The sequence below is a fragment of the Rhodococcus rhodochrous genome, assembly GCF_014854695.1.
GTDB lineage: Bacteria > Actinomycetota > Actinomycetes > Mycobacteriales > Mycobacteriaceae > Rhodococcus.
Genome location: NZ_CP027557.1, coordinates 2,538,239 through 2,563,482 on the forward strand (window position 1 = coordinate 2,538,239; position 25,244 = coordinate 2,563,482).

Genomic DNA, 25,244 nt, shown 5'->3' on the forward strand with positions numbered 1-25,244 from the left:
GGCGACGCCGGTGTCCCGCCGCACCTTCTCACTCTTTAGGCGCTTTCGACGCCGACCTCATCGACAGGAGCCCGCATGACCACGCATCCCCGTCCTCTCGAAGGAAAGGTAGCGCTCGTCACCGGTGGCAGCCGCGGCCTGGGCCGCGAGATGGTTCTCGCCTTTGCGAACGCCGGTGCCGACGTCGTCATCGTCAGCCGCAAGGTCGACAGTTGCGAGAAACTCGCCGCGGAGGTCGCCGAGACCACCGGACGCAAGGCTCTGCCCCTCGCACTGCACGTCGGCGACTGGGACGCCCACGAACCGGTCGTCGACCGGGTCTACGACGAGTTCGGCCACCTGGACGTCCTGGTGAACAACGCCGGCATGGCGCCTCTGTACCCCAGCCTCGACCAGGTGACCGAGGAACTGTTCGACAAGGTGATCGGGGTCAATCTCAAGGGTGCCTTCCGTCTGACCGCCCTCGTCGGTCCTCGGATGGCGGCGGGTTCCGGGGGATCGATCATCAACATCAGCTCCATCGCCTCCGAGCGGCCGATGACCACCGATCTGCCGTACGCGGCCGCCAAGGCGGGACTGAACACCCTGACCAAGGGCTTCGCGCAGGCATACGGCCCCAGCGTGCGGGTCAACACGATCATGGCCGGTGCGTTCCTCACCGACATCAGCAAGGCCTGGGACATGGACTCGGCCAACGAACTCTTCGGGGCGATGCCGCTCCGGCGTGCCGGAAATCCGGACGAGATCGTCGGCGCCGCACTGTATCTCGCGGGGCCCGGTTCCACCTACACCACCGGTGCCGTGATCCCCGTCGACGGCGGCCGCACCTCCACCCCCTGACCCGATCCGCGGCCCACGGGCCGACGACCAGGAGCCTCCCATGGACTTCATCCGAGCACCGCGCCGTACCCGGCGCACCTTCCTGTCGACCCTGACCGCCGCCGCGCTCGCCGCGACCCTCGCGGCCTGCGGTGGAAACGGTGGGGACGACCGCATCACCTCGGAATCGATCGGAGCGACCGGCCCGGCCGGCGACGATGCCTGGCAACAGGTGATCGAGGCGGCCAAGGCGGAGGGCGAGGTCACGATCTATTCGTCGAACGCCGCGGACGCTCTCGCCGAACTGGGCCGCCGCTTCGAGGCCGACTACGGCATCCGCCTGAACGTCGTCCGTGACGTCGACGCGAATCTGCACCAGAAGATCGGTGCGGAGACCGAGACCGGCAACCGGGTCGCCGACGTGGTCACGCAGGCGAGTGTGCCGTGGGCCGTGAGCCTCGGCGCGGAGGGGGAGTTCGCCGAGCCCGTCGGCCCGGCCTTCACCGACTCCGCCAGTGAGTACGACGTCACGACCCTGAAGGACGACACGGGTTACTTCGTCTCCAATGCGTCGGTCCTGACCTTCGGCTGGAACACCCAGCGCTACCCGGACGGCGTCGACAGCTACGGCGATCTCCTGGATCCGGCGCTCGGCGACGGCAGGATCGGCATCGTCCTTCCCACGTCGACCGCCCACGTGGATTTCTACGACAACTATCTCGAGCAGGTCGGAGGTGAGGGCTATCTCGAGAAGTTGGCCCAGCAGCGTCCGCGGATCTACCCCAGCGCGCTGCCGTTGGCGCAGGCCCTCGCCTCCGGTGAGATCGCCGCCGCCGCATTCGTGCAGGACCAGAAGAGCGAGCAGCAGACCGGCGCCCCTGTCGACTCGGCCTTCGGAGACGTCGTGTGGGGCGCACCCATGTACACCGCGATCCTCGCCGACGCCGTTCATCCCAATGCAGCCCAGGTCCTGGCCAACTACATGATCACCCCGGCGGGTCAGGAAGCGGTCTCGTTCCGCAATGCCTCCGTTCTGCCCGGCATCGGTTCGGCGGTCACCACCGTCGACAAGGTTGCCCCTCAGAACACGGACGCCATGACGCCGGAAGCACTCGAAGAACTCAAGGCCCGCTTCGGCCGTCTGTTCAACCAGTAGTTCCGGGATCGCCGGAGAAGGAGTCACCCCCCATGGGAAGAGTTGAAGGAAAGGTCGCACTGATCACCGGCGCGGCCCGTGGCCAAGGGCGCGCGCACGCCGTGCGTCTCGCCGAGGAAGGGGCGGACGTCGTCCTCCTCGACGTGTGCAGGTCGATCGACTCGGTGCCGTACCCGCTTGCCACCGGGGACGACCTGAAGGAGACCGAGGCGCTCGTCGCCGCGACCGGCCGTCGGGTCCTGTCCCGCGTCGCCGACGTCCGGGACCAGACGCAGCTCGACGCTGCGGTTGCGGACGCGATCGGAACGTTCGGGCACATCGACATCGTCTGCGCCAACGCGGGCATCGTGGGCTTCCGGCCCACCTGGGAGTTGAGTGACGCAGAGTGGCAGGACATGCTCGACGTCAACCTCACCGGGGTGTTCCACACCGTTCGAGCCGTCGTCCCGGAGATGATCCGCGCCGGCCGCGGTGGATCGATCGTCATGACCAGCTCGATCCAGGCGATGCTCGGCTCGGCCAACATCGGTCACTACAACGCGTCGAAGAGCGGTGTCGTCGGCCTCATGCGGACTCTGGCCACCGAACTCGGCCCCCACGGCATCCGCGTCAACACGGTCAATCCGAGCGCCGTGGAGACGCCGATGCTGCACAACGATGCGACCTTCCGGATCTTCGGGCCCGATCTCGAGAATCCGGGACCGGACGACCTGTGGGAGCGCTCGAAGGACCGCAATCCGATGGGCATCGGCTGGGTGGCGCCCGAGGACATGAGCAACGCCGTGTTGTTCCTCGCCTCGGACGAAGCACGATTCATCACCGGTGTGGCGCTGCCGGTCGACGCGGGAGTGCGACTGTGACCGCGCTGGACAACGAGGCCCGGCCCGAGACCGCCCAGGTGCCGCGCAGACTCGAAGGTCGCCGGATCTTCGTGACCGGCGGTGGAAGCGGCATCGGTGAGGCCGTGGCGAAGCGACTCGCCGCCGAGGGCGCAGCGGTCGCGGTGACCGACGCCCGGGGCGAGGCCGCGGAGGTCGTGTCCGCTTCGGTCGCGGAGACCGGCGCACCGACGCTGGGGCTGCGGTGCGACGTCGGCGACGAGACCTCCGTCGCGGACGCCGTGGCTGCCGCGGCGGACGAGTTCGGAGGTCTCGACGGCGTGGTGACCTGCGCCGGCATCAACGGGACGGCGATGCTCCACGAGATGGAACTCGCCCATTGGGAACGCATCCTGCGCGTGAACCTCACCGGTACCTTCCTACCGTTGCGGGCCACCCTGCCCCACCTGCTCCAGGCCGGCGGGGGCTCGATCGTGACCGTCGGCTCGGTCGCGTCGCTGGTGGCGACCAACCTGAACACCCCCGGTTACGACGCGTCCAAGGGAGGCGTCCTGCAGCTCACCCGGTCGGTTGCCATGGGGTACGCGGACCGGAACATCCGGGCCAACTGCCTGTGCCCCGGACTGGTGCGGACGGGTCTGCGGGTGAACTCGCAGGCGCTGCAGGGCCCCGAGCCCGAGGCGACCCGCAGTCGGGTGGTGGAGAACACCGCGCTCGGACGCTCGGCGGACCCGGCCGAGATGGCGTCGGTGGTGGCCTTCCTGCTGTCCGACGACGCCTCCTTCGTGACCGGCGCGGCGATCGCCGCCGACGGCGGACTGACCGCGAACTGACTCCCCGCCCGCTGCGGCGGGCACGACACAGAGGTGACCCACACATGTCCACCGATCCGACCTGGCGCAGGGATGCCTGCGCCATTGCAGGAATCGGAACAACCGCGTTCTCCAAGGATTCCGGTGTCTCCGTCACAGCGCTCGCCGTCGAGGCCGCCGCGGCGGCCCTCGAGGACGCCGGACTGACCCCGGACGACGTCGACGGCGTCGTCCGCAACGATATGGATCTCGTCTCGTGTGCGGCGCTCGCCGACGGACTCGGCGTCCCGCACCTGACCTACTGGGGCGAGGCCGGCCCGGGTGGTTCGGGGCCGGCCGCGATGGTCGCCCAGGCCGTCGCCGCCATCATGAGCGGACAGGCGACCACCGTCGTCGTGTTCCGTTCGCTCAACGGTCGATCGGGCCGTCGGTTCGGCCTGTCTCCTGTCGTCACCCCCGAGGTGGGCGGCAACGAGACCTTCGAGGAGTTCTTCGGCCCGTACGGGCTGCTGTCGTCCGGCCAGTACTTCGCGCTCATGGCTCAGCGCTACATGACCGAGACCGGCCTGACCTCCGAGCAACTCGCGCAGATCGCGCTGGTGACCCGCAAGCGCGCCAATGCGAATCCGGCCGCCCAGATGTACGACCGGACGATGACGCTCGACGACTACTTCGACTCACGGATGCTGTCGTCGCCCCTGCGCCTGTTCGACTACTGCCTCGAAACCGACGGTGCCGCAGCGGTCGTCGTCACCACCGCCGAACGCGCCAAGGACCTGCGGCAGACGCCGGCGCTCATCCGGTCGGTCGCGATGTCGACCTGCCGTCACCCCCAGCCGGGCCTGATGTACCCGACACTCATGCGCGAGGACATCACCGCCCTGCCGTCACGGGAATGCCAGGACACGCTCTACAACCGGGCCGGTCTCGGTCCCGCGGACGTCGACGTCGCGCAGATCTACGACTGCTACTCGATCACGGCCCTCATCCAGCTCGAGGATTACGGGTTCTGCAAGCGCGGCGACACCGGCGACTTCCTCGCCGAGGGCCAGATCGACCTCGGTGGAGCGATACCGATCAACACCAGCGGAGGACACATGTCCGAGGGATACATCCACGGAATGAACCACGTCGTCGAAGGGGTGCGGCAGATCCGCGGCACCTCCACGAGCCAGGTCGAGGGCGCGCAGGTCTCCCTGGTCACCTCGGCCCCGCCCCCGGCGGCGTCCGCGCTGATCCTGGTGGCGGCATGAGCGCCGCGGCAGCCGCGAGCGCGGCGACCACCGACCGGCTCCGTCCCCTCGTCACCGAACGGGGCAGCGCAGGCTTCTTCTCCGCCGCTGCCGAGCGCCGCATCGAGATCCTCACCTGCGAGGATTGCGGGCGACGCATCCACCTGCCGCGACCGCGCTGCGTGTACTGCGCGAGCACCGAGGTGTCGTGGCAGCCGGCGCCCCACACGGGCACCGTGTACAGCCACACCATCGTCGAACATCAGGTGCATCCGCTGTTCCCGGTCCCGTACACCGTGATCGTCGTCGACCTCGACGGAGAGCAGGCCGGCGTGCGCCTGATCGGCAACCTGCCCGGTCGCGCGGACGTCACCGCCGGGACTCCGGTCCGCTGCACCTTCGAGGACCTCGGCGAGGACGCGGCCGGAAACCCCGTGGTACTGCCCGTCTGGGAGATCGACACCGAGCGCGCGAACGACGGCACCGGGGAGGGCGAATGACCACGACGCCCACCCGCCCGATCGATCCGGTCCTGTTCGTCGACGACGACCCGAACGTCGCACTGCGCGGCGCCCGCTGCTCCCGTTGCGCGACCGTCACCTTTCCGATGCAGCCCAGCTGCCCCCGCTGCGGGGCCGCGGAGATGAACCCCGAGGCCTTGCCGAGGGACGGCGTGCTCTGGTCGTACACCGTGCAGTCCTTCGCTCCGAAGAAACCGTTCCTGCACACCGAACCGTTCACCCCTTTCGGGGTCGGCTACATCGACCTCGGTGACGTGATCGTCGAGTCCCGCCTCACCGTGAACGACCCGGAATCGCTGGAGATCGGGATGCCGATGCGGTTGTGCAGCATCGTCAACCACGTCGACGACGACGGCACCGAGGTCGTCACCTTCGCATTCGCACCGAGCAAGGAGGAGACGGCATGAAGGTCGCGATCGTCGGTATCGGCATCCACAGGTTCGGTCGCACCGAGGGCGTGAGCGGCCTGGACCAGGGCGCCTACGCGGCCCGGCAGGCGATGGCCGACGCCGGAGTCGAGTTCGAGGACATCCAGTTCGCCTACGGAGGCAGCGATTCCGCCGGCAACGCCGACACCCTCGTGTCCACCCTGGGCCTGACCGGTCTGCCCTTCGTCAACGTGTCCAACGGATGCGCCACCGGCGGCAGCGCCCTGACCTCGGCGGTCAGTCGAATCCGTTCCGGCGAGTCCGATCTCGGTCTCGTCGTCGGCTTCGACAAGCATCCTCGTGGAGCATTCAACCCTCGTCCCGAGGACAACGGGTTGGGTCGCTGGTACGGCGAGACCGGGATGATGGTCACCACCCAGTTCTTCGCCATGAAGATCCAGCGGTACCTCGTCGAGCACGGACTGCCGAAATCCCTGCTGGCCACGGTGGCGGCCAAGGCGTTCCGCAACGGTTCGCTCGCCCCGCACGCCTGGCGGCGAACTCCGCTCAGCGAGGAGGAGATCGCCGGGTCGACGATGGTCAACGACCCGCTCACCCAGTACATGTTCTGCTCCCCGGCAGAGGGCGGGGTCGCGCTCGTGCTCGCCCGCGCCGACCGGGCCCACCGCTACACCGACACGCCGGTCTTCCTCGAGGCTGCCGAACTGCGCTCGCGGCTGTTCGGTTCGTTCGAGGTGTTCAGTCCGTGGACCTCGCCCGAACGTGCCGACGGTCCGACGGTGACCGCCTCCCGCGCGGCCTTCGAAGCGGCGGGGATCGACCCGAGCGACATCGACGTAGCGCAGATCCAGGACACCGAGGCCGGTGCGGAAATCATGCATCTGGCGGAGACGGGACTGTGCAAGCACGGGGAGCAGGAGACACTCATCCGCTCCGGCGCCACCGAGATCGGTGGAGCGATACCGGTCAACACCGACGGCGGATGCCTCGCGAACGGGGAACCGATCGGCGCGACCGGTCTGCGTCAGGTCTACGAGAACGTCGTCCAGCTGCGCGGTGCGGCGGGGGACAGGCAGGTGCCGGGCGACCCCAAGGTCGGATTCACCCATGTGTACGGGGCGCCGGGGATCAGCGCGTGCACCGTCCTCACACGCTGAATCGGCGACCGGATCGCCGACGAGAACTTTTCATCACACGGTAGGAGACGATCGACATGGCATGGGATTTCGAAACGGACCCGGAGTTCCAGGAGAAGCTGGACTGGGTGCAGACCTTCGTGAACGAGGAAGTGGCCCCCGTCGACCGGGTGATCGAACACGCCTGGGACGTGACCGATCCGACGCGCAACAAACTTATCCGTCCGCTGCAGCAGATCGTGCGGGAGAAGGGCCTGTGGGCCTGCCATCTCGGCCCGAAGCTCGGAGGTCCGGGCTACGGGCAGCTCAAACTCGCACTGCTCAACGAGATCCTCGGTGCCACCCACAGCGGTCCGGTGGTGTTCGGCTGCCAGGCGCCGGATTCCGGTAACGCCGAGATCCTCGCGCACTACGGCACACCGGAGCTGAAGGAACGCTACCTGCAGCCGCTCATCGACGGCGAGATCGCATCCTGCTACTCGATGACCGAACCCCAGGGTGGCTCCGATCCGACCAGCTTCGTCACCCGCGCGGTGCGCGACGGCGACTACTACGTCATCAACGGTGAGAAGTGGTTCTCCTCGCACGCACGGTTCTCGTCCTTCCTCATCGTGATGGCCGTGACCGATCCCGAGGCTCCCCGGACGAAGCGGGCGTCGATCTTCGTCGTCCCGATGGACACGCCGGGTATCGAGATCGTCCGGAACGTCGGTGTCTGGGGTCATCAGGAGTCCGAGGGCACGCACGCCTACATCCGGTACACCGATGTGCGGGTCCCGGCCGATCACCTGCTGGGGGAGGAGGGCGAGGGCTTCGCGGTCGCACAGACGCGTCTGGGCGGCGGACGGATCCACCATGCCATGCGCACGGTCGGCCTGGTCAAGGCGTCGCTGGACATGATGCTCGAACGTGCCGTGTCGCGGCAGACGCGCGGCCGTTCGCTCGCCGACATGCAGTTGGTGCAGGACATGATCGCCGAGTCGTGGGTCGAACTCGAGCAGTTCCGCCTTCTCGTGCTGCGGACCGCGTGGAAGATCGATCGGCTCGACGACTACAAGAAGGTCATCGCCGACATCTCCGCCGTGAAGATGGTGATGCCGAAGGTTCTCAACAATGTCGTCTCCCGCGCGATCCAGCTGCACGGTTCGCTCGGTATCTCCACCGAGATGCCGTTCGGCAAGTGGCTTCTGGAGAGCTACCACATGGGCCTGGCGGACGGCGCGACCGAGCTGCACAAGCAGCAGATCGCCAAGCAGTTGCTGAAGACGGCGACGCCGGCCGAGGGGCTGTTCCCGACGACCCATCTGCTCGCACTGGATGCTGCAGCAGAGGCCAAGTTCGGGTTGCCGGCGCTGGGGGTGCAGTGATGACGGGCGTCGCCGAAGAGTCGCGCGTCGAGGGCGCGGAGGAACCGCGGGTCGAGATCGCGCCCGTCCGTCCCGGGGAGGAACTCGACTGGGACGCGCTCGAGGCCTACCTGCGGTCGAACCTCGACGGTCTCGACGGAGAGTTCTCGGTGCTGCAGTTCCCGCGTGGTTCGGCGAACCTGACCTACCGGATCGCCTTCGGTGACCGCCTGCTGGTCGTGCGCCGTCCTCCTTTCGGGCAGATCGCGCGCGGCGCGCACGACATGGCGCGTGAGCATCGGGTGCTCTCCCGTCTGTACCGCGCGTACGACCGGGCTCCGCGTGCGCTGCTGCACTGTGCCGACACCTCTGTCGTGGGCGCCGAGTTCTTCGTCTCCGAGTACCGCGACGGAATCGTGGTGTGGGACGAGATCCCGGAGTCGATGGCACAGTACCCGGACGCCGGTCGGCGGATCGGCTTCGCCGTGGTCGACGGGCTCGCCGACCTGCATGCCGTCGATCCGGCATCGTGCGATCTCGCCGATCTCGGCCGGCCGGAGGGATACCTGGAACGGCAGGTCGCCGGGTGGTCGTCCCGGTGGGATGCCGTCGCCGAGTACGTCTCCGACCGTGAGGTCGCCGATCTCGTCGAGGAGGTCGGCCGTCGGATCCGGGCCGACGTTCCTGCGAGTCAGCGGGCCGGAATCGTGCACAACGACTACAAGGTCGACAACTGCCAGTTCCCGCACGGCGACCCCGACCGGGTCAAGTCGGTGTTCGACTGGGACATGGCCACGACCGGTGATGTGCTCGTGGACCTGGGCACCCTGCTCAACTACTGGCCGGACCGGGCCGTGGCTCCCGACTCGGACGCGGCGTTCATCGTCGTTCCCGGTATGCACGCGCTCGATCTGCCGTCGCGGGCGGAGATCGTCGAGCGCTACGCCTCGGGCAGCGATCTCGACCTGTCGCGCATCGACTGGTACGAGGCCTTCGGCTGCTGGAAGACCGTGGTCATCCTGCAGCAGCTCTATGCGCGGTTCGTCCGTGGAGAGACCACCGATCCGCGGATGGGACAGCGAGGGGAGCTCGTCGCGCCGCTCGCGCGCCGAGCGCTCGGGCTGTTGCCTGCCTGAGCAGAGATCCTGTCCGCACGGGGCACGTCCGGTGGTGCGAACCGCCCCGGGCGTGCCCCGTCTCCGTTCCCGACCACGAGGAGAAGACATGCCCACCATCGGATTGTGCACCTACGGAATCACGCCGCTCGACGCGCTCGAACTGGCCCGCACCGCCGACGAACTCGGATTCGACGCGCTGTGGCTGGGGGAGCACGTGCTGCACCCGACCTCGTACACGAGCGACCATCCGTCGACGGGGACCCGCCAGCACCATTCGGGACCGATCGTCGACGACACCACCGAACTCACCGATCCGCTCGCGCTGCACGCGGCGATCGCGGCGGTGACCGAGCGGCTGAAGCTCGGTACGGCCGTCCACGTCACCGCGCTGCGTCATCCCCTGCACACCGCGCGTACCACGATCACCCTGCAGGAACTGAGCGGTGGGCGGTTGTTGTTCGGTGTCGGTGCGGGATGGCTCGCCGAGGAGTTCGCCGCCCTCGACGTGCCCTTCGCGGGGAGGTTCTCGCGCACCGACGAATGCGTGGAGATCCTGCGGAAGGCGTGGGCCGGCGAGTCGTTCTCCCACGAGGGCAGCCACTACCGGTTCGACGAGGTGCGGTTGCACCCGCGAGCAGTGTCCGTGCCGGTCGTGTACGGGGGCAACGGTCCTCGTGCACTGGATCGTGCGGCGCGTCTCGGTGACGCCTGGATCTCGTCGGGCACGCCGACCTTCGAGGAAGCGGTGGAGCTGGTCGGTGTCCTGCGTCGGCATCGCACGGAAACCTGTGGGAACGCCGAGTTCCCGTGCTACGTGCGGGTCGAGGTCACCGAGGCGACGACGGCGGCCGATCTCGAACGCTACCGGGATCGTGGACTGGACGATCTGGTCGTGTGGGCGGATGCGGGTTGGAAGGGCGCCACCGTCGCGGAGCGACGCGAGAATCTCGCGGCCCTCGCGGACCGGCTCGGTGTGCGATCTCCGGCGCTCCATCGGTGAACCCGATTCGCCGGTGAGCCAGATGCAGAAGAGGACCCCGCGGAATCGCCCGCGGGGTCCTCCTGTATCCGGTGGCCGGGATCAGCGATCGGATGCGGTTCCGGTGACGGGGATCAGCGCGCCGGTCACCGAGCGGGACGCGTCGCTCAACAGGAAGGTGATGACGTCGGCGATGTCGGCCGGGCGGGCCCACGACGAGGTGTCGGCGTTCGGCATCGCGCTGCGATTGGCGGGGGTGTCGATCATCGACGGCACGAGACCGTTGACGCGTATGGCGTCGGGTGCGTACTCGACCGCCATGCTCTGGACCAGCGCCGCGACAGCGGCTTTGGAGGCGATGTAGCCGGCGGCTCCCGGGAACGGGCGGGTCGCGGCGGCCGACCCGATGCACACGACCGATCCGCCACCGCGTCGGATGAGTTCGGGCAGCGCGGCCTGGGTGACGAGATAGGCGATCCGCAGGTTGAGGGAGAGCTGGGCGTCGAGCACCTCCACGGGTGTCTCGTGGACGCGGCTACCCGAGTGGAAGCCCCCGACGAGGTTGACCAGGCCGGTCAGGGCGCGGGACTCGTCGGCGGTGGCGAGGCCGAGCACCCGCTCGACGTCGTTCTCGTCGGACAGGTCGGCCTTGACGAGGACGAGATCGGGGTGGGGTGTCAACCGGTCGGCTTCGGCCTCGTCGTACCACGGGACGACCACCCGGGCGCCGGAGGCGAGGAGGCGTTCGGTGACTGCGGTGCCGAGACCACCGGTTCCGCCGGTGACGACGACGGAACCGGATCCGAGGGAAAGTTCGCTCATGACGAGGCCTTTCGTGCCGTAGGCAGAAGAAGGAATGGACGACCAAAACATCGTCATATTTGGGATATTAAAGAGCATAGCGCGTGGAGTGGCCCACGTCACCCCCGGATCGTAGAGGAGCTCGCTACGGGCGGATGATCGGGGCTGTCCTCGCCGGAACCACCACGTCGAGGGCGCGGAGGCAGGCTCTTACGGCCGAATGCGAGGGCGCCCAGTCCGAGTGCGGTCGCGCCCGCCGCCGCGGCGAACGGCACGGACGGAGTGGTGGCCTCCCCGAGCCATCCGGCCAGCCACGGAGCGCAGGCGCCCCCGCCGAAACGGACGAAACTGTAGCTCGCCGCAGCTGTGGCGCCGTCCACGGGGGAGACGTGCATGCCGATCTCGGTCACCAGAGCGTTGAGCACGCCGACGAACAGCCCGGAGACGACGATGCAGACCGTCACGACAACTCTGTCCTCGGTGAAGACCGCGACGAGCGCGATCGTCGTCGCGAACAGGGCCAGCGACGCCGCAACGGTCGGCACGGCACCGACCGATCCCCGCAGACGGGGTGCGGCCACGACCGACGCGAAGACCAGACAGACACCCCAGCCGGAGAACACGAAACCCGTTTGTGCGGGCGAGAACCCGAGCACGAACGGTGCGTAGGAGAACACCGTGAAGAGACCGAGATGGTAGAGCAGCGACACCGCCGCGACCGAGAACAGACCGCGATGGGCGAGGGCTCGGAACGGCGCGACGAGCGAAGTCGGTTCGGCGGCACGCGGGGTGCGGGGAAGTACGACCGCCAACAGGACGAAGGACAGGGCGACCAGGAGCGCGGACCCGAGAAAGGCGGCCCGCCACGAGATCTGCCCGAGGAGACCACCGACGAGCGGACCGGTGGCGATGCCGGCTCCCACCGCGGCCTCGTAGTAGGTGATCGCGCGTGAGCGCCGTCCCGGCATCGCGGCCACGATCGCGGCCAGGGCCGTTGCGACGAACAGTGCGTTGCCGAGTCCCCAGCCCGCGCGCAAACCGATGATCGTCCCCAGTGCCCACGATGCACTCGAGCCCACCGCGGCTGCCGCGATCAGGGCCAGGCCGACCAGGAGGGTGGCGCGCACCCCCGTGCGGCTCGAGATCCAGCCCGTGACGACCATCGCCAGACCCATCACCGCCATGTAGCTGGTGAACAGCAAGGAGACCTGAGCGGGGGACCCACCCAGTTCGTCGGCCAGGGACGGAAGGATCGGACTCACGACGCCGATGCCCATGAAGACACCGACGGTGGCGAACGAGATCGCCCACGCTGCGCGGGGGAGCGCGGTGCGTGGGCGCGGACTCGTATCGGAAACAGCTTTCGACGACACGCGGAGCTCCGGTTCGGTACGGCGACCTGCGTCGGCGATCCGGCGGCCACGTGGGCACGCCAGGCCGTGGGTGATCGATGTTCAGGTCGCGGGCGGATGCCCGAATGCAGGTCGTCGCCGAAGGGGAGGGCTCAGCGCCAGTCCACGCGTTCGTCCAGCATCCGGGGATTGAGAGCGGAGAGGCGATCGATGACCTCACGCATGTGTTCGCGGGCCAGGCGGCGGGCGCGTTCCGAGTCCCCGGCGGCGATGGCATTGTGGATCGCTTGGTGCGGACCTTCGAAGCCCTCGCGTTCCTCGTCGTCCCAGACGTCGGGGTGTGCCTCGAGCATGCGGAAGGTGTAGATGTGCGCGAGCGCCGAGCCGGTGAGGGTGAGCACGTAGTTGCCGGACATCTCCCGCAGTGTCTGGTGGAAGCCGACCGCGGTGTCGACGACCTCGTCGTCGGTCATCTCAGGCACGATCTGTTTCCCGGCCAGGGCATCGAGATCGACGTCCTCGCCGGCAGCGACACGGTCGGCGAGCATCGCGGCTGCGAGGCCCTCCATCTCCAGTGCGGCCGCGGCGACCTCCCGGAATCGAACGCCTTTGGCCTGCAGGTACATCGACAGTGTGTCGCCGAATTCGCTCCCCGTGGGTTCGGAGACGATGGGGCCACCGCCGAGGCCCTGCCGGACCGTCACCAGGCCCTGGGCCTCGAGCAGTCGCAGCCCCTCGCGGACGGAGGCGCGGCCGACGCCGAACCGGCGAGCCATCTCGGACTCGGCTTCGAGGGCCGAACCGGGAGCGAGCTGCCGGTCGGCGATCTCCTTGGCGACCATGCGTGCCACTGTGCGCGAGACCTTCTCGGTGCGAGTCATGGCTACCGCGCGTCGTCGCGCGGCGGTGTCCGACTGCGAACTCGTGAAGTTGCGGGTCATGGTGTCCTCGTCGTCTCTGCAGGGGCCCGCACTCGTCCGAGCGGGGTGAGCGTGCGGCCGAGTATAGGGAGGAAGCCCGGTGTTGAGGGCTACCCAGAAATATATGTATGTTTCGGTTAGTTGATGTTATACCACTCTCTATGACTCAGAACACACGTATACCCGGAGATTCTGCGAACTACACCGGCACGGGCGCTCTCGTCGGGCAACACGCCCTCGTGACCGGAGGGAGCGAGGGCATCGGCTACGGCATCGCCGAGCGTCTGCTCGATGCCGGAGCGACGGTCTCCCTCGCGGCACGTCGGCCCGAAGTGCTCGACGCGGCGGTCGAGAGACTGCAGATGCGGTGCCAGGCCGCGGACCGGGTCTCCGGCGTCGTCGCGGACATCAGCGACGCGGACTCCATCGCCGCGATGTTCGAGACCGCGGAGGATCGGAACGGGCCGCTCAATGTACTCGTTGCCAATGCCGGGAGTGGGAGTGTGGTGCCCTTCCTCGAGCTCACGCCGCGGCAATGGCAGGACTGCATCGACCTGAATCTGACGGGGACGTTCCTCTGTGTGCAGGCGGCGGCGCGATCCATGGTCGAGTGTGTGGACGAGAACCGGTCCATCGTCGTCGTCTCCTCGATCCGCGCGCTCGGTGCCCGGCCCTCGCTCGTTCCCTACGGCACCTCGAAGGCGGGCCTGAACCAGCTCGTCCGCCTCGCCGCCTACGAGCTCGCGCCCACGGGAGTGCGCGTGAACGCGCTGTCGCCCGGCATCACTGCGACCCCTCTCGCCCAGGACCGCAACAACCTGTTCGACGAGCGCGCCGCGACGGTCCCCATGGGCCGGGCCGGCACCCCGGCGGACATGGCCGCTGCCGCACTGTATCTCGCGAGTCCGGATTCGGCGTTCGTCACCGGCACGAACCTCGTGGTGGACGGGGGTGAGTCGCTCTACTGACCCGCCCTGCGTGGCGTCGCCTCGCGACCTCTCGAAAAAATTGTGATGTACAACGCACAAAACATTGCTATAGTTACGGTGTTTTCAGCTCGCGTTCGAGCTTCCGCCGAATTTCCGACCCGCATCTCACGGAGTCGCTCGGCGCTCACTTCCCATGCTGTACGCGGCCTCTCGTGGCCGTGAGACGACGAAGGAGAACACTCGATGACCACGGTGATGAACGGGATCAAGGTCGTAGAGGTGGCGCTGTACGCGTTCGTCCCCTCGGCGGCCGCGATCCTCTCCGATTGGGGAGCCGACGTCGTCAAGATCGAGCACTCGGATTTCGGCGACCCCACCCGCTCCACCGCGGCCTGGGGCGTCCCCGCCCAGGTCGACGGCCTCGCGAGCCTGTTCGAGATCAACAACCGCGGAAAGCGCGCCGTCGCACTGGACATCGCCCACCCCGAGGGGCGCGAGGTGCTCATGAAGCTCGTCGAATCCGCCGACGTCTTCATGACGAACTTCCTGCCGGACGCGCGCGCCAAGCTGGGTATCGACGTCGACGACATCTTCGCACGCAATCCGCGGATCGTGTATGCCCGCGGCACCGCTCAGGGCGTCGCCGGCCCGGACAGCGACAAGGGTGGTTTCGACGGCATCACCTACTGGGCGCGCTCTGGTGCTGCCGGATCCATCGCCCCGGACGATCTGGACTGGCCCGCCAACATGCCCGGTCCGGCCTTCGGTGACTCCCAGAGCGGTATGGCCCTGGCCGGCGGTATCGCGGCGGGTCTGCTCCACCGCGAACGCACCGGTGAGGGGATCGTCGTCGACACGTCGCTGTTCTCGGTCGGTGCCTGGGCGATGCAGGCGACGATTGCGGGCTGCCAGATGGTCGGTACCGACGAGTTGCCGTATCCCGACCGCCACAACCCGGTCAATCCCGTCTCCAACATCTACCGCACCAGCGACGGGCGCTACATCCATCTCGCGCTGCTGCAGAGCCAGAAGTTCTGGCCCGGTCTGTGCGAGGCGATCGGCCTGTCCCACCTGATCGACGACCCGCGGTTCGCGACCTTCGAGGACCGCGCCCGCAATTCCCGTGAGTGCACGGCGATCCTGACGGAGATCTTCGAGCAGCGCACTCTCGCGGAGTGGACCGACATCCTGGGCAAGCAGGAAGGGCAGTGGGATGTCTTCCGCAAGCCGATCGACGTGCTGTCCGATCCGCAGGCCCTGGCGAACGGCTTCGTCCGCACCGTCGAATACGAGGACGGGCGGACCCTGGACATGGTGACGGCACCGACCTCCTTCGGCGGGGAGGCCCCGACACTGACGCGAGCCCCGCATCACGGCGAGCACACCGACGAGGTGCTGCTCGAGCACGGTCTGGACTGGGACCGCATCGTCGAACTCAAGATCGCCGGCGCGATCAAGTAGGCCTCTTTCAGGCAATCGCAGAACCTTCTCGGCTGCGACCGGACGTCGCCGCCCTTCCGCGCACGTGCGCACCCGAATTTCCACTTCCCGATCTCCACAAGGAGGAGTTCTCGTGTACGACCTTCGCGATATCAAGATCATCGATACCGATACCCATGTCGTCGAACCGCCGGACCTGTGGACGTCCCGGATGTCGAAGAAGTGGGGCGATCTCGTTCCCCACGTGCGGTGGGACGAACAGCGCGGCGACGAGGCGTGGTTCGTCTCCGGTACCCGCATGAGCGCCGTCGGTGCGCCCGCGATGGCCGGCTGGCACGAATACCCACCGAGCTGCCCGCCGCGCTTCGCCGACACCGATCCGCGTTCGTGGGATCCCGCAAAGCGTCTGGCGCTGATGGACGATTACGGCATCCACGCACAGATCCTGTACCCGAACGTCGCGGTCTTCAGTCAGAAGACACTGCAGTCCAACGGATCCAACGATCTGCAGCTCGAGTGTGTCCGCGCCTACAACGACTACCTCACCGAATGGGCTCAGTTCGCACCCGGCCGCTACGTCCCGGTGGGCATCCTGCCCTTCTGGGACATGGAGGCGACCATCGCCGAGGTCGAGCGGGTCGCGGCTGCCGGGCACAAGGGCCTGGTGTTCACGCAGAACCCGGCCGCATTCGGATTGCCGGTACTGACCGACCCGTACTGGGACCGGCTGTGGGCCTCCGCGCAGGAGAAGAAGCTGCCGATCAACTTCCACATCGCCTCGGGCGAGGTCGATCTGAGCGGCTTCGGGCACGAGAGCAACGGTGTGGCGGCCAACTACGGCATGATGGGCATTTCGTTCTTCATGGACAATGCCCGCACGATCTCGCAGCTCATCTTCGGTGGCATCTGCGACCGGTTCCCCGAGCTGAAGTTCGTCTCCGTGGAGTCGGGTATCGGCTGGATGCCGTTCGCGCTCGAAGGCATGGACTGGCAGTGGCGGAACAGTGGCGTGCACAAGGAGCACCCGAACTACGAGCTTCTGCCCAGCGAGTACTTCAAGCGGCAGATCTACGGCTGCTTCTGGTTCGAGCAGGATTCGGCGCGCAGCGCGATCGAGCAGCTCGGTGCCGACAACGTGCTCTACGAGACGGACTACCCGCACCCGACCTCGATGTCCCCGGGACCGGCGAGCGATGCGGTGCGGCCGGACGACTACCTGCGTCGCAACTTCGCGCATCTCTCCGAGGCGGACGCGCGAAAGATCCTGCACGACAACGCTGCCGCGCTCTACAACCTGGACTGACGTCCTCGAGTACCAGGTGCCGGTCCATACCCTTTGAGCGGACCGGCACCGGCGGTTCGCGGCCGGTCCCGGTCCTCCGGCGGGGTGACACGCATCTCTCGCATCACTGGACTGTGACCTAAATCTCCGTTAATATGCGTATGTTCCTAATGGATGCCGAGCGGGTAGCTTCTGCCACCGGCCGCGGACCGACCAACAGCCCGATCGCCCCACCCGGGACGATCTCAGCCAGTGGAGTATTCATGTCCCTCTCGGAATTCGAGACCCGCGCCCGCACCTGGATGACCGACACCCTGGCCCGACTGTCGTTCACCGTCCGCGACGACGAGTACGACGTCTCGGTCTTCCACGATCTCCCCGAAGACGAGGAGCGGGCGCTCCTCGACCGCCACCGCACCTGGCAGCGCGAGAAGTTCGACGCCGGCTACGGTGCGCTCGGATGGCCGAGCGAATACGGCGGCACGGAGACCGGAACCGATGTCGCGGAAGCCTTCGCGCGCATCGAGAACGAACTGTGCCCGCTCCCGCCGCACGAGCTCGTCTCGGTCACCCTGCACCTCATCGCCCCCACCATCAGGCTCCTCGGTACCGACGAGCAGAAGCAGCAGTTCCTGCCACGGATGCTTCGTGGCGAACTGCTTGCCTGCCAACTGTTCTCCGAGCCCGATGCCGGCTCCGACCTCGCAAATCTCGGAACACGCGCGGTCCGGGACGGTGATGACTGGATCGTCTCGGGGCAGAAGGTCTGGACGTCGGGAGCGCAGTTCGCCGAATGGGGCGAACTCATCGCCCGCACCGATCCCGACCAGCCCAAGCATCAGGGCATGACCGCATTCCTGATCCCTCTCGACGCTCCCGGTGTCGAGATCCGCCCGATCCGGCAGATGTCCGGGGGCAGCAGCTTCAACGAGGTCTTCCTCGACCGGGTCCGCATCCCCGACAGTCTTCGTCTCGGGGAGGTGGGCAAGGGGTGGTCCGTCGCTCTGACCACACTCGCCTTCGAACGCGAAGGCGGCTCCAATACCGCGAATGTCGGCGGGCAGTTCGATCAACTCGTGGCCACGGCCCGGCGCCTCGGGCGCGACGAGGACCCGCGTGTGCGCGAGCAACTGGCCCGGGTGTACCTGCGCCAGCAACTCGCCGCGGTGGACCTGCTGCGGGACCGTCAGGCCCGCGACGGCGGGGCCGCGCCCTCGGCGATCGGATCCGTCCGCAAGATCCAATGGGTCGACAAGCTCGCCGCGGTCTCCGACGCAGCACGAACGGTCTTGGGACGCAACCTCATCGCCGACACAGGCATTCCCGGTACCTACGAATGGAATGCGCACGTTCTCGGCGCCCCCGGTTACAGCATCGCCGGCGGGTCGGATCAGATCCAGCGCAACATCGTCGCGGAACGACTTCTCGGGCTCCCCGCGGAGGCTCGGGCAGACCGTGGCCTGACCTGGCGCGAGGCGCGACATCGCGTCCACGGTCGGGTCGCTTCCGGAAGCTGAGCATCCCGGCCGTCCCACCGCATCGCCCTTGCGTCCCCCGGCGCACGGTCGCTCGACTCTTCAGAAAATCGAAAGGTCTGCCATGAGATTTCCGTCGCTTCGTCGCTCGCTTGCCGGAATCGGCATCTCTGCAGTGACGTTCGCTGCTGCTGCGTGCGGGTCCGGTACCACGGAGGTGTCCGCGGAGGATCTCGGTCCGGCCGGGGACAGCGCCTGGGAGGAACTCATCGAGGCCGCGAAGGAGGAAGGCTCGGTCACCTATCTCACCGGGCAACCGACGGACAACCTCCAGGAACTCGCGGCCCGATTCGAGTCGGTGTACGGCATCGGGGTGGAGATCGTCCGCGACAACGACGCCAACCTCCAGACCAAGCTGGCTGCGGAGGCGGAAACCGGTCGCCACACGGCCGATGTCATCGCCACCGCCTCCCGGCCCTGGGTGGACACGCGGCTGGCCGAGGACTACTTCGTCCCGGTCACCGGCCCCGCCTTCGACGCCGCCGAGTTCGACCGCGAGAAGTTCCTGCGGGACGACGACCGGATCTTCCTTTCGTCGGCCGCGGTCCTCACCTACGGCTGGAACACCTCCCGGGTACCGGACGGCGTCGACGGATACGAGGACCTGCTCGACCCCTCCCTCGCGGACGGGAAGATCGGCGTGATGCTGCCGGTGTCGTCCGCCATCGTGGACTTCTACGATTTCCTGGGGGACACGGTCTCACCCGACTACGTCGAGAAGCTCGCCGGTCAGAAGCCCCGCACCTATCCGGGCGCCCAGGCGATGGCCCAGGCACTGACCTCCGGTGAGATTGCCGCGGCCATCTACACCATGCCGCTCACCGCGGAGAAGGAAGCCGGTGCTCCGGTCGACTCCGGTCTGCCCTCGCCGGTCTTCGGGGCACCCTTCCTCACCGGGGTCCCGGCGACCGCACCGCACCCCAATGCCGCACAGTTGTTCGCGAACTTCCTGGTGACCAAGGCCGGTCAGGAAGCCGTCGCCGACCGCGCCGGCTCCGTGCTGCCCGACATCACCACGGCCGCGACGTCCGCGGACGACATCTGGGTCAACAGCCGGATCGTCACCGCCGACGAGACCGAGGCCTTCCGCGCCGAGTTCGCGCAGTTGTTCGGCTCCAGCCAGTAGAACCCACCGATACCCGCCGCCGTCGGCAGCGCCACCTCCGGTGCCCGACGAACCTTCCGGAGACCCGAACCGGTCCCGGACACGAGAGGAAAGAAACATGAAGGTCGGAGAACGTCTCAAGAGCCCCGTGTGCGGTGCCGAAGTCGTGGTCGTCCGAGTCGACGGCACGGTGACCGGACCCCTGCTGTGCGGAGGAGAACCGATGTCCGCCGATGCGGCGCCGGCCGCCGGCGGGGCGACGGACCAGGGTCTTCTGATCGGCAAGCGCTACGAGGGTGGGGGAGTCGAGGTGCTGTGCGTACGTCCCGGCACCGGACCCCTCGCGATCGGCGACGCGGTTCTCGCCGAGAAGCAGGCCCGGCCCCTTCCGTCCTCGGACTGAGCAGATCCCGACGCCGGCAGCAGCCCCACGGCCGGCATCCCCAGGAAAGGCGACACCATGATTCTCTCGAGCGCGACCGGCGCGGAGGACACGGCGCTCCTCGTCGACACCATCCGAGCCGCCGTCGGCCGGGCCGACCCGGCCGACGGGCGGACCGATCGGGTCTACCGCGACGGTGCCCTCGACCGCGAACTGTGGTCCGTACTCGGCCGCGAGATCGGCATCGGCGCTCTCGCCGTCCCCGAGAACCTCGGCGGCCTCGGCACCTCCTTCGCCACCGTGGCCGCCGTTCTCGAAACCCTCGGTGCGGAACTGACCCGCGTCCCGGTCCTCGGCGCTGTCGTCGCCGCCGCGGCTCTCACCCGCTGCACCGAACACCCCCTCGCCGGGGACCTCCTCGAGGGGATCGCCTCGGGCACACGGATCGTCGCCACGGTGGTCCCCGGGGACGAGTGCGACGCGCCGTCCGCCGAGAGCGCCTTCCGGGCAGTCGAAGGCAGCGGAGGCGTCACTCTCACGGGCCGGGCCGATTTCGTGCTCGACGGAACGGTGGCGGACACGCTCCTGATCCATGCCGTCGACCGGTACGGAGCCCTGGGCCTCTACGCCGTCGACCGCGTCCATCTGGTGGTCGAACCGATGGAGAGCACCGACGCCACCCGGGGTCTGGCACGCATCCACGCCGAGAACGCCCCGGCCACCCTGCTCACCGACCGGCCCGAACCGGGCCGCGTACGCGATCGGGCCCTCGTGGCGCTGGCCTGCGACAGTCTCGGCGTCGCCCGCGCGTGCCTCGACGCCGCAGTGGCCTACGCGAAGGAACGCGTGCAGTTCGGCCGCCTCATCGGCGAGTTCCAGGCCGTGAAGCACATGCTCGCCGAGGTGGCCGTGGCCGTGGAACTGGCCGACTCCGCTGTCGCACACGCGGTGTGGGCGGTCGAGGAGGGCACCGACGACGAGTGCGCCGAGGCAGCGGCCATCGCGGCGATCGCGTGCGGAGACGCTGCCGGCCTCGCCACCGCGACGAATGTCCAGGTGCACGGAGGCATCGGTTTCACCTGGGAGCACACCGCCCACCTGTACTACCGCCGGGCGCTGAGCTCGAGCGTGTTGTGGGGCACCGCCGACGAACACGCTCAGCGGCTGTATCGGCTCGCGACCGGCCGCGCAGACCGGGAAGGCGGCACCCCGTCCCCTGAACCCGTCCGCGAACCGGCACCCGCCCTGTTCGCCACCGAGCACTGATCTCCGACGGTCGGAAAGTGAGTACACGATGTCCCATGTCTCGATACGCCAGCTGCTGAAGAACTTCGACGGCAAGCCCCCGACGGTGGCCGTGGATCATCTCGACCTCGAGATCGAGGACGGCGAATTCCTGGTCCTGCTGGGCCCGTCCGGGTGCGGCAAGACGACAACCCTCCGCTGTCTGGCCGGCCTCGAACAGCCTGCGAGCGGCTCCATCACCCTCGGCGACGAGGTGGTCTTCGACGGTGCCCGCCGTGTGAACCTGCCGCCCGACAAGCGCTTCATCGGCATGGTTTTCCAGTCCTACGCCCTGTGGCCGCACATGACCGTCCGCAAGAACATCGCCTACCCCCTCAAGTCGCGCAAGCTCACCGACGCGCTCGCCGACGGCCGGGTCGAGGAGACCGCGGCCCTGGTGGACTGCGAACGTCTGCTCGACCGGCTCCCGGCGGAACTGTCCGGCGGGCAGCAGCAGCGCGTCGCCCTGGCACGCGGTCTGGTCTCCCATCCCGATCTCGTCCTGTTCGACGAGCCGCTCAGCAACCTCGATGCGCGCCTGCGCGATCAGGTCCGGGCGGAACTGCACGACCTGCATCAGCGCAAGCCGTTCACGGCGGTGTTCGTGACGCACGATCAGAGCGAAGCCCTGGCGCTGGGCACCCGCATGGCGATCATGCGCGCCGGCCGGATCGTCCAGATCGGTCCGCCGCGAGAGGTCTTCGAGGAGCCGGTCGACGAGTACGTCGCAGGCTTCACGGGCATGTCGAACCGGGTGCCCTGTGAGTACGTCGACGGACGCTGGTATGCGCTGGGCACCGAGATCCACGGCATGCAACCGCGGGCAGAGGCTTCGGTGGGTTCGTTCGTCCTGCGCCTACGACCGGAGAAGGTCCGGCTGGTGACCGACGTCGCGGACCTGCTGCCCGGTGAAGCCGGGATGGCCGTGCACATCGACGATGTCGAGTACGGTGGCCTGCACTTCGACGTGATGTGCTCGGTGGTGGGCGACGGATCGGTGCGCCGCCAGTTGCATGCCCGGATCCAGACATTCGACACGGCGCGCATGCCGCGCACGGTGAACCGCGGCGCGACGATGATCTTCGCGTTCGATCCGCTCGACGCGCGCACCTTCGACAACGACGGCACGGCACTGGCACTGCCCCGACAGGCGCTGACCGGCGCTCTGGTGGGGTGAGGCGGACATGGCTGTCATGACGTTGCCGACCGCCGAGGTCGGTGAAGCCCCTCCGAGTGTCCCCCGCGCGCTCGGGAACGACGCGGTGCGGGTCGTCGCGCGCCGCCTCGGCGTCGTCGCCTTCGTGGCGCTGCTCTGCTACCTGGTCGTGCTTCCGGTGGTGCGGTTGCAGGCGACGGCCTTCGAGGACGGAGCAGCCGGTTACGACCGTGCCTTCGGTCTGCCCCGCATCGGCCAGATCCTGTGGAACACCGTCGGCCTGGCGTTCGGCTCGTTGGTGATCGCGATGGTTCTCGGCACGGCACTGGCGTGGGCGGCGAACCGGCTTCCCCGACGCCTGGCCGTGTTGCAGATCCTGCCGATCCTGCCGATCGTGATCCCGGCCGTCGCTGCGATCGTCGGCTGGGCGTTCCTGCTCTCACCCCGTCCCGGCTACCTCAACGCGATGCTGCGGAACCTGCCGTGGTGGTCGCATCTCGAAGAGGGCCCGATCGACATCTACTCGATCCAGTGGATCGTGATCATCACCGGCTTCTCGCTGAGTTCGTTCGTGTACATGTTCGTCCGCTCGGGCTTCGAGAACATCAACTCGGAGATGATCGAGGCCGCTCAGGTCTCCGGGATGCCGGAATGGAAGGTCTTCTTCAAGATCACCCTGCCGTTGCTGCGCCCCACACTCATCTACGGCGCGGGCGTGGCACTTCTGCTCGGGCTCGGGCAGTTCACCGGTCCGCTGTTGCTGGGCACCAACACCGGGGTCAGCGTGCTGACCACGGAAATGTACTTCCAGATCAGCGACTCGCCGGCACAGTTCGCCACCGCGGCGGCCCTCGGCTCGCCGCTGCTGATCGTGGGGATCGTGGTGGTCTTCGCGCAGAAGGCGATGCTGGGCAATCAGCGCCGGTTCGTCACCCACGGCGGTAAGGCCTTCCGTTCGCAGGGGCGCCCGTCGAAGACCGGTGTGGCGATCATCCTGCTGTTCTCGTTGCTGTCGACGGTGCTGCCGCTGCTGGCGCTGGTGTTCGTCGCCCTGTCGCGCTACTGGAGTGGCACCGTCAACTTCTCGGCGCTGACCTTCGAGAACTTCGAAACGATCTTCTCCGGTACGGCGGTGCCCGCCGCGGTGGGCAACAGCGTGATGTTCTCCCTGATCGCGATGGCGATCGTCCTGCCCCTGGGCTTCGTCGCCGCGAACCTCATCGTGCGTGGCACGAAGTACCCGGTGCTGCGTGTGGTCACCGACGTGCTCGTGTCCATGCCGTTGGGAGTGCCGGCGGTCATCTTCGGCGCCGCCTTCCTGCTGACCTACACGCAGGGGCCGATCGTCCTCTACGGCACCTCGTGGGTGGTGATCCTGGTGTACGTGACGTTGATGCTGCCGTTCGCGACCCGGATGCAGCTGTCCTCGATGCTCGCCCTGGGTGAGACCTATCTCGAGGCGTCCCGGGTGAGCGGTGCCGGTTTCGTGGCCACCAACGTGAAGATCCTGTTGCCGCTCATGCGCGGCAGCCTCGGCGGGACCGCGGCCCTGTTGTTCGTTCTGCTCACCCACGAGTTCACGGCGTCGCTGCTGGTGCGGGCCTCGCAGACGCAGGTGATGGGCACCATCCTGTTCGAGTACTGGTCCAACGGTGGGTACCCGCTCGTCGCCGCTGTCGCCCTGGTCATGACCGGTGTCACCGCGGTCGGTGTCGCCGCGGCGATGCTGGTGGGCGGAACCGACGCGCTCAGCAAGATGTGACCACACGGATCGAGATGTCATCCCGGGGCCCGGCGGCGAGTCGCTCGTTGCCGGGCCCGGTCTCGCCTGCCGCCCCGGCACGTCCGGGCCGGCACGAACGGAAGGACGACAGTTGACACACAGGACGACTCCGGATCATCTCCGGGACGCGGGTGTCGTCGTCACGGGAGCCGGTAACGGCATCGGCCGGGCTCTCGCCCACCGCCTCGCGCAGGCCGGCGCCCGTGTCGTGGTCAACGATCTCGACGCCGACGCGTGCGTCCGTGTCGCCGAGGAGATCGGTGGCGTCGCGGCACCGGGGGATGCGGCAGGGGAGCAGGGGGTCGCCGATCTGGTCGCCCGTGCGCGCGCCGCTCTCGGCGCCGTGGACGTGTGGTTCGCCAACGCCGGGGTCGAGACCGGAGGGGCCGAGAGCGAGGCGGCCTGGCAGCTGTCCTGGGACGTCAACGTCATGGGTCACGTCCGCGCCGCCCGGGCACTGCTGCCGGAGTGGCTCGATCGGGGCACCGGCCGGTTCGTGGTGACGGCGTCGGCAGCGGGACTGCTGACCATGCTCGGTTCCCCGGCGTATTCGGTGAGCAAGCACGCTGCCGTCGCCCACGCGGAATGGCTCTCGGCGACCTACGGGGACAAGGGCGTGATCGTCCAGTGCGTGTGCCCGCAGGGCGTCGCGACGGATCTGCTGCCCACCGACGCGGCAGGCCGGGTGATCTTCGAGAGCGGGGTGCTCACCCCGGACGAGGTCGCCGACCATATCGTCGGAGCCCTCGGCGACGACCGGTTCCTGATCCTTCCGCACCCCGAGGTGGCGGAGTACTACCGGCGGCGAGCATCGGACCCGGATCGGTGGCTACGCGCGATGCGACGAGTGCAGGACCGCATCGAGGTCGTCGCGCGAGAGGAGCGGATCCACCCCCTCCGGACGACCGGGTGAGAAGGTAGCACTTCC

General features: G+C 68.1%; 24 protein-coding genes. 21 read left to right on the forward strand and 3 right to left on the reverse strand.

The window, feature by feature from the left end; genetic code table 11:
• Window positions 1-75 precede the first annotated feature (75 nt).
• From C6Y44_RS11945 to C6Y44_RS11995, 11 genes are all read left to right on the forward strand, one after another.
• Window positions 76-840, forward strand: a complete 765-nt coding sequence (locus C6Y44_RS11945; protein WP_159418414.1) for an SDR family NAD(P)-dependent oxidoreductase — start codon at window positions 76-78, stop codon at window positions 838-840.
• Between the two features lie 40 nt (window positions 841-880).
• Window positions 881-1,975, forward strand: coding sequence for an ABC transporter substrate-binding protein (locus tag C6Y44_RS11950; RefSeq protein ID WP_159418413.1), 1,095 nt, complete (start codon window positions 881-883; stop codon window positions 1,973-1,975).
• A 32-nt stretch (window positions 1,976-2,007) separates the two neighbouring features.
• Window positions 2,008-2,835, forward strand: a complete 828-nt coding sequence (locus tag C6Y44_RS11955) for a mycofactocin-coupled SDR family oxidoreductase (RefSeq protein ID WP_120282488.1) — start codon at window positions 2,008-2,010, stop codon at window positions 2,833-2,835.
• On the forward strand, window positions 2,832-3,647 hold the full coding sequence (locus C6Y44_RS11960; RefSeq protein WP_225623786.1) for an SDR family NAD(P)-dependent oxidoreductase: 816 nt from the start codon (window positions 2,832-2,834) through the stop codon (window positions 3,645-3,647). The genes C6Y44_RS11955 and C6Y44_RS11960 overlap by 4 nt, the downstream gene beginning before the upstream one ends.
• A gap of 44 nt (window positions 3,648-3,691) precedes the next feature.
• Window positions 3,692-4,879 (forward strand): thiolase C-terminal domain-containing protein, encoded by a 1,188-nt coding sequence (locus C6Y44_RS11965; protein WP_120282489.1) that lies wholly within the window; start codon window positions 3,692-3,694, stop codon window positions 4,877-4,879.
• Entirely contained in the window at window positions 4,876-5,358 is a 483-nt protein-coding gene (locus C6Y44_RS11970; RefSeq protein ID WP_120282490.1) for a Zn-ribbon domain-containing OB-fold protein, read from the forward strand. The genes C6Y44_RS11965 and C6Y44_RS11970 overlap by 4 nt, the downstream gene beginning before the upstream one ends.
• Window positions 5,355-5,786, forward strand: a complete 432-nt coding sequence (locus tag C6Y44_RS11975) for a Zn-ribbon domain-containing OB-fold protein (RefSeq protein WP_120282491.1) — start codon at window positions 5,355-5,357, stop codon at window positions 5,784-5,786. The genes C6Y44_RS11970 and C6Y44_RS11975 overlap by 4 nt, the downstream gene beginning before the upstream one ends.
• Entirely contained in the window at window positions 5,783-6,925 is a 1,143-nt protein-coding gene (locus C6Y44_RS11980) for a thiolase family protein (protein WP_120282492.1), read from the forward strand. The genes C6Y44_RS11975 and C6Y44_RS11980 overlap by 4 nt, the downstream gene beginning before the upstream one ends.
• A 56-nt stretch (window positions 6,926-6,981) precedes the next feature.
• Window positions 6,982-8,271: an acyl-CoA dehydrogenase family protein gene (locus tag C6Y44_RS11985; RefSeq protein ID WP_159418412.1), complete on the forward strand. Its 1,290-nt coding sequence runs from the start codon at window positions 6,982-6,984 to the stop codon at window positions 8,269-8,271.
• A complete protein-coding gene (locus C6Y44_RS11990) occupies window positions 8,271-9,386 on the forward strand; it encodes a phosphotransferase family protein (RefSeq protein ID WP_159418411.1) in 1,116 nt (371 codons plus the stop codon). The genes C6Y44_RS11985 and C6Y44_RS11990 overlap by 1 nt, the downstream gene beginning before the upstream one ends.
• A gap of 88 nt (window positions 9,387-9,474) precedes the next feature.
• Complete coding sequence (locus tag C6Y44_RS11995; RefSeq protein WP_159418410.1) at window positions 9,475-10,368, forward strand: TIGR03619 family F420-dependent LLM class oxidoreductase; 894 nt, start codon at window positions 9,475-9,477, stop codon at window positions 10,366-10,368.
• An 81-nt stretch (window positions 10,369-10,449) separates the two neighbouring features.
• Here C6Y44_RS11995 and C6Y44_RS12000 read toward each other — a convergent pair whose 3' ends face one another.
• The 3 genes from C6Y44_RS12000 to C6Y44_RS12010 all read right to left on the reverse strand — a co-directional run bounded on the left by C6Y44_RS12000 (window position 10,450) and on the right by C6Y44_RS12010 (window position 13,441).
• Window positions 10,450-11,169, reverse strand: coding sequence for an SDR family NAD(P)-dependent oxidoreductase (locus C6Y44_RS12000; RefSeq protein ID WP_159418409.1), 720 nt, complete (start codon window positions 11,167-11,169; stop codon window positions 10,450-10,452).
• Window positions 11,170-11,267: 98 nt separating this feature from the next.
• Window positions 11,268-12,521 carry an MFS transporter gene (locus C6Y44_RS12005; protein WP_159418408.1) on the reverse strand — a complete coding sequence of 418 codons (1,254 nt, stop codon included), beginning with the start codon at window positions 12,519-12,521 and terminating at the stop codon, window positions 11,268-11,270.
• A 131-nt stretch (window positions 12,522-12,652) separates the two neighbouring features.
• Window positions 12,653-13,441, reverse strand: a complete 789-nt coding sequence (locus C6Y44_RS12010) for a FadR/GntR family transcriptional regulator (RefSeq protein WP_159418407.1) — start codon at window positions 13,439-13,441, stop codon at window positions 12,653-12,655.
• Between the two features lie 140 nt (window positions 13,442-13,581).
• On the opposite strand from C6Y44_RS12010, the gene C6Y44_RS12015 reads away from it, so the two are divergent.
• The 10 genes from C6Y44_RS12015 (at window position 13,582) to C6Y44_RS12060 (ending at window position 25,229) form a co-directional block, all read left to right on the forward strand.
• Entirely contained in the window at window positions 13,582-14,388 is an 807-nt protein-coding gene (locus C6Y44_RS12015) for an SDR family NAD(P)-dependent oxidoreductase (protein ID WP_159418406.1), read from the forward strand.
• A 204-nt stretch (window positions 14,389-14,592) separates the two neighbouring features.
• Window positions 14,593-15,810 carry a CaiB/BaiF CoA transferase family protein gene (locus C6Y44_RS12020; protein WP_120282500.1) on the forward strand — a complete coding sequence of 406 codons (1,218 nt, stop codon included), beginning with the start codon at window positions 14,593-14,595 and terminating at the stop codon, window positions 15,808-15,810.
• A gap of 112 nt (window positions 15,811-15,922) precedes the next feature.
• Entirely contained in the window at window positions 15,923-17,092 is a 1,170-nt protein-coding gene (locus tag C6Y44_RS12025; protein ID WP_059381447.1) for an amidohydrolase family protein, read from the forward strand.
• 242 nt (window positions 17,093-17,334) lie between these two features.
• Entirely contained in the window at window positions 17,335-18,588 is a 1,254-nt protein-coding gene (locus C6Y44_RS12030) for an acyl-CoA dehydrogenase family protein (RefSeq protein WP_120282501.1), read from the forward strand.
• Window positions 18,589-18,670: 82 nt separating this feature from the next.
• On the forward strand, window positions 18,671-19,732 hold the full coding sequence (locus C6Y44_RS12035; RefSeq protein WP_159418405.1) for an extracellular solute-binding protein: 1,062 nt from the start codon (window positions 18,671-18,673) through the stop codon (window positions 19,730-19,732).
• A gap of 97 nt (window positions 19,733-19,829) precedes the next feature.
• Window positions 19,830-20,114 (forward strand): hypothetical protein, encoded by a 285-nt coding sequence (locus C6Y44_RS12040; protein WP_120282503.1) that lies wholly within the window; start codon window positions 19,830-19,832, stop codon window positions 20,112-20,114.
• 57 nt (window positions 20,115-20,171) lie between these two features.
• Window positions 20,172-21,359 (forward strand): acyl-CoA dehydrogenase family protein, encoded by a 1,188-nt coding sequence (locus tag C6Y44_RS12045; protein ID WP_159418404.1) that lies wholly within the window; start codon window positions 20,172-20,174, stop codon window positions 21,357-21,359.
• Window positions 21,360-21,387: 28 nt separating this feature from the next.
• Window positions 21,388-22,554, forward strand: coding sequence for an ABC transporter ATP-binding protein (locus C6Y44_RS12050; protein WP_120282505.1), 1,167 nt, complete (start codon window positions 21,388-21,390; stop codon window positions 22,552-22,554).
• 7 nt (window positions 22,555-22,561) lie between these two features.
• The gene (locus C6Y44_RS12055) at window positions 22,562-24,295 is read left to right on the forward strand and encodes an ABC transporter permease (RefSeq protein ID WP_120282506.1); all 1,734 of its coding nucleotides are present in this window, start codon (window positions 22,562-22,564) and stop codon (window positions 24,293-24,295) included.
• Between the two features lie 112 nt (window positions 24,296-24,407).
• Window positions 24,408-25,229 carry an SDR family oxidoreductase gene (locus tag C6Y44_RS12060; protein WP_159418403.1) on the forward strand — a complete coding sequence of 274 codons (822 nt, stop codon included), beginning with the start codon at window positions 24,408-24,410 and terminating at the stop codon, window positions 25,227-25,229.
• The last annotated feature ends 15 nt before the right edge of the window (window positions 25,230-25,244 follow it).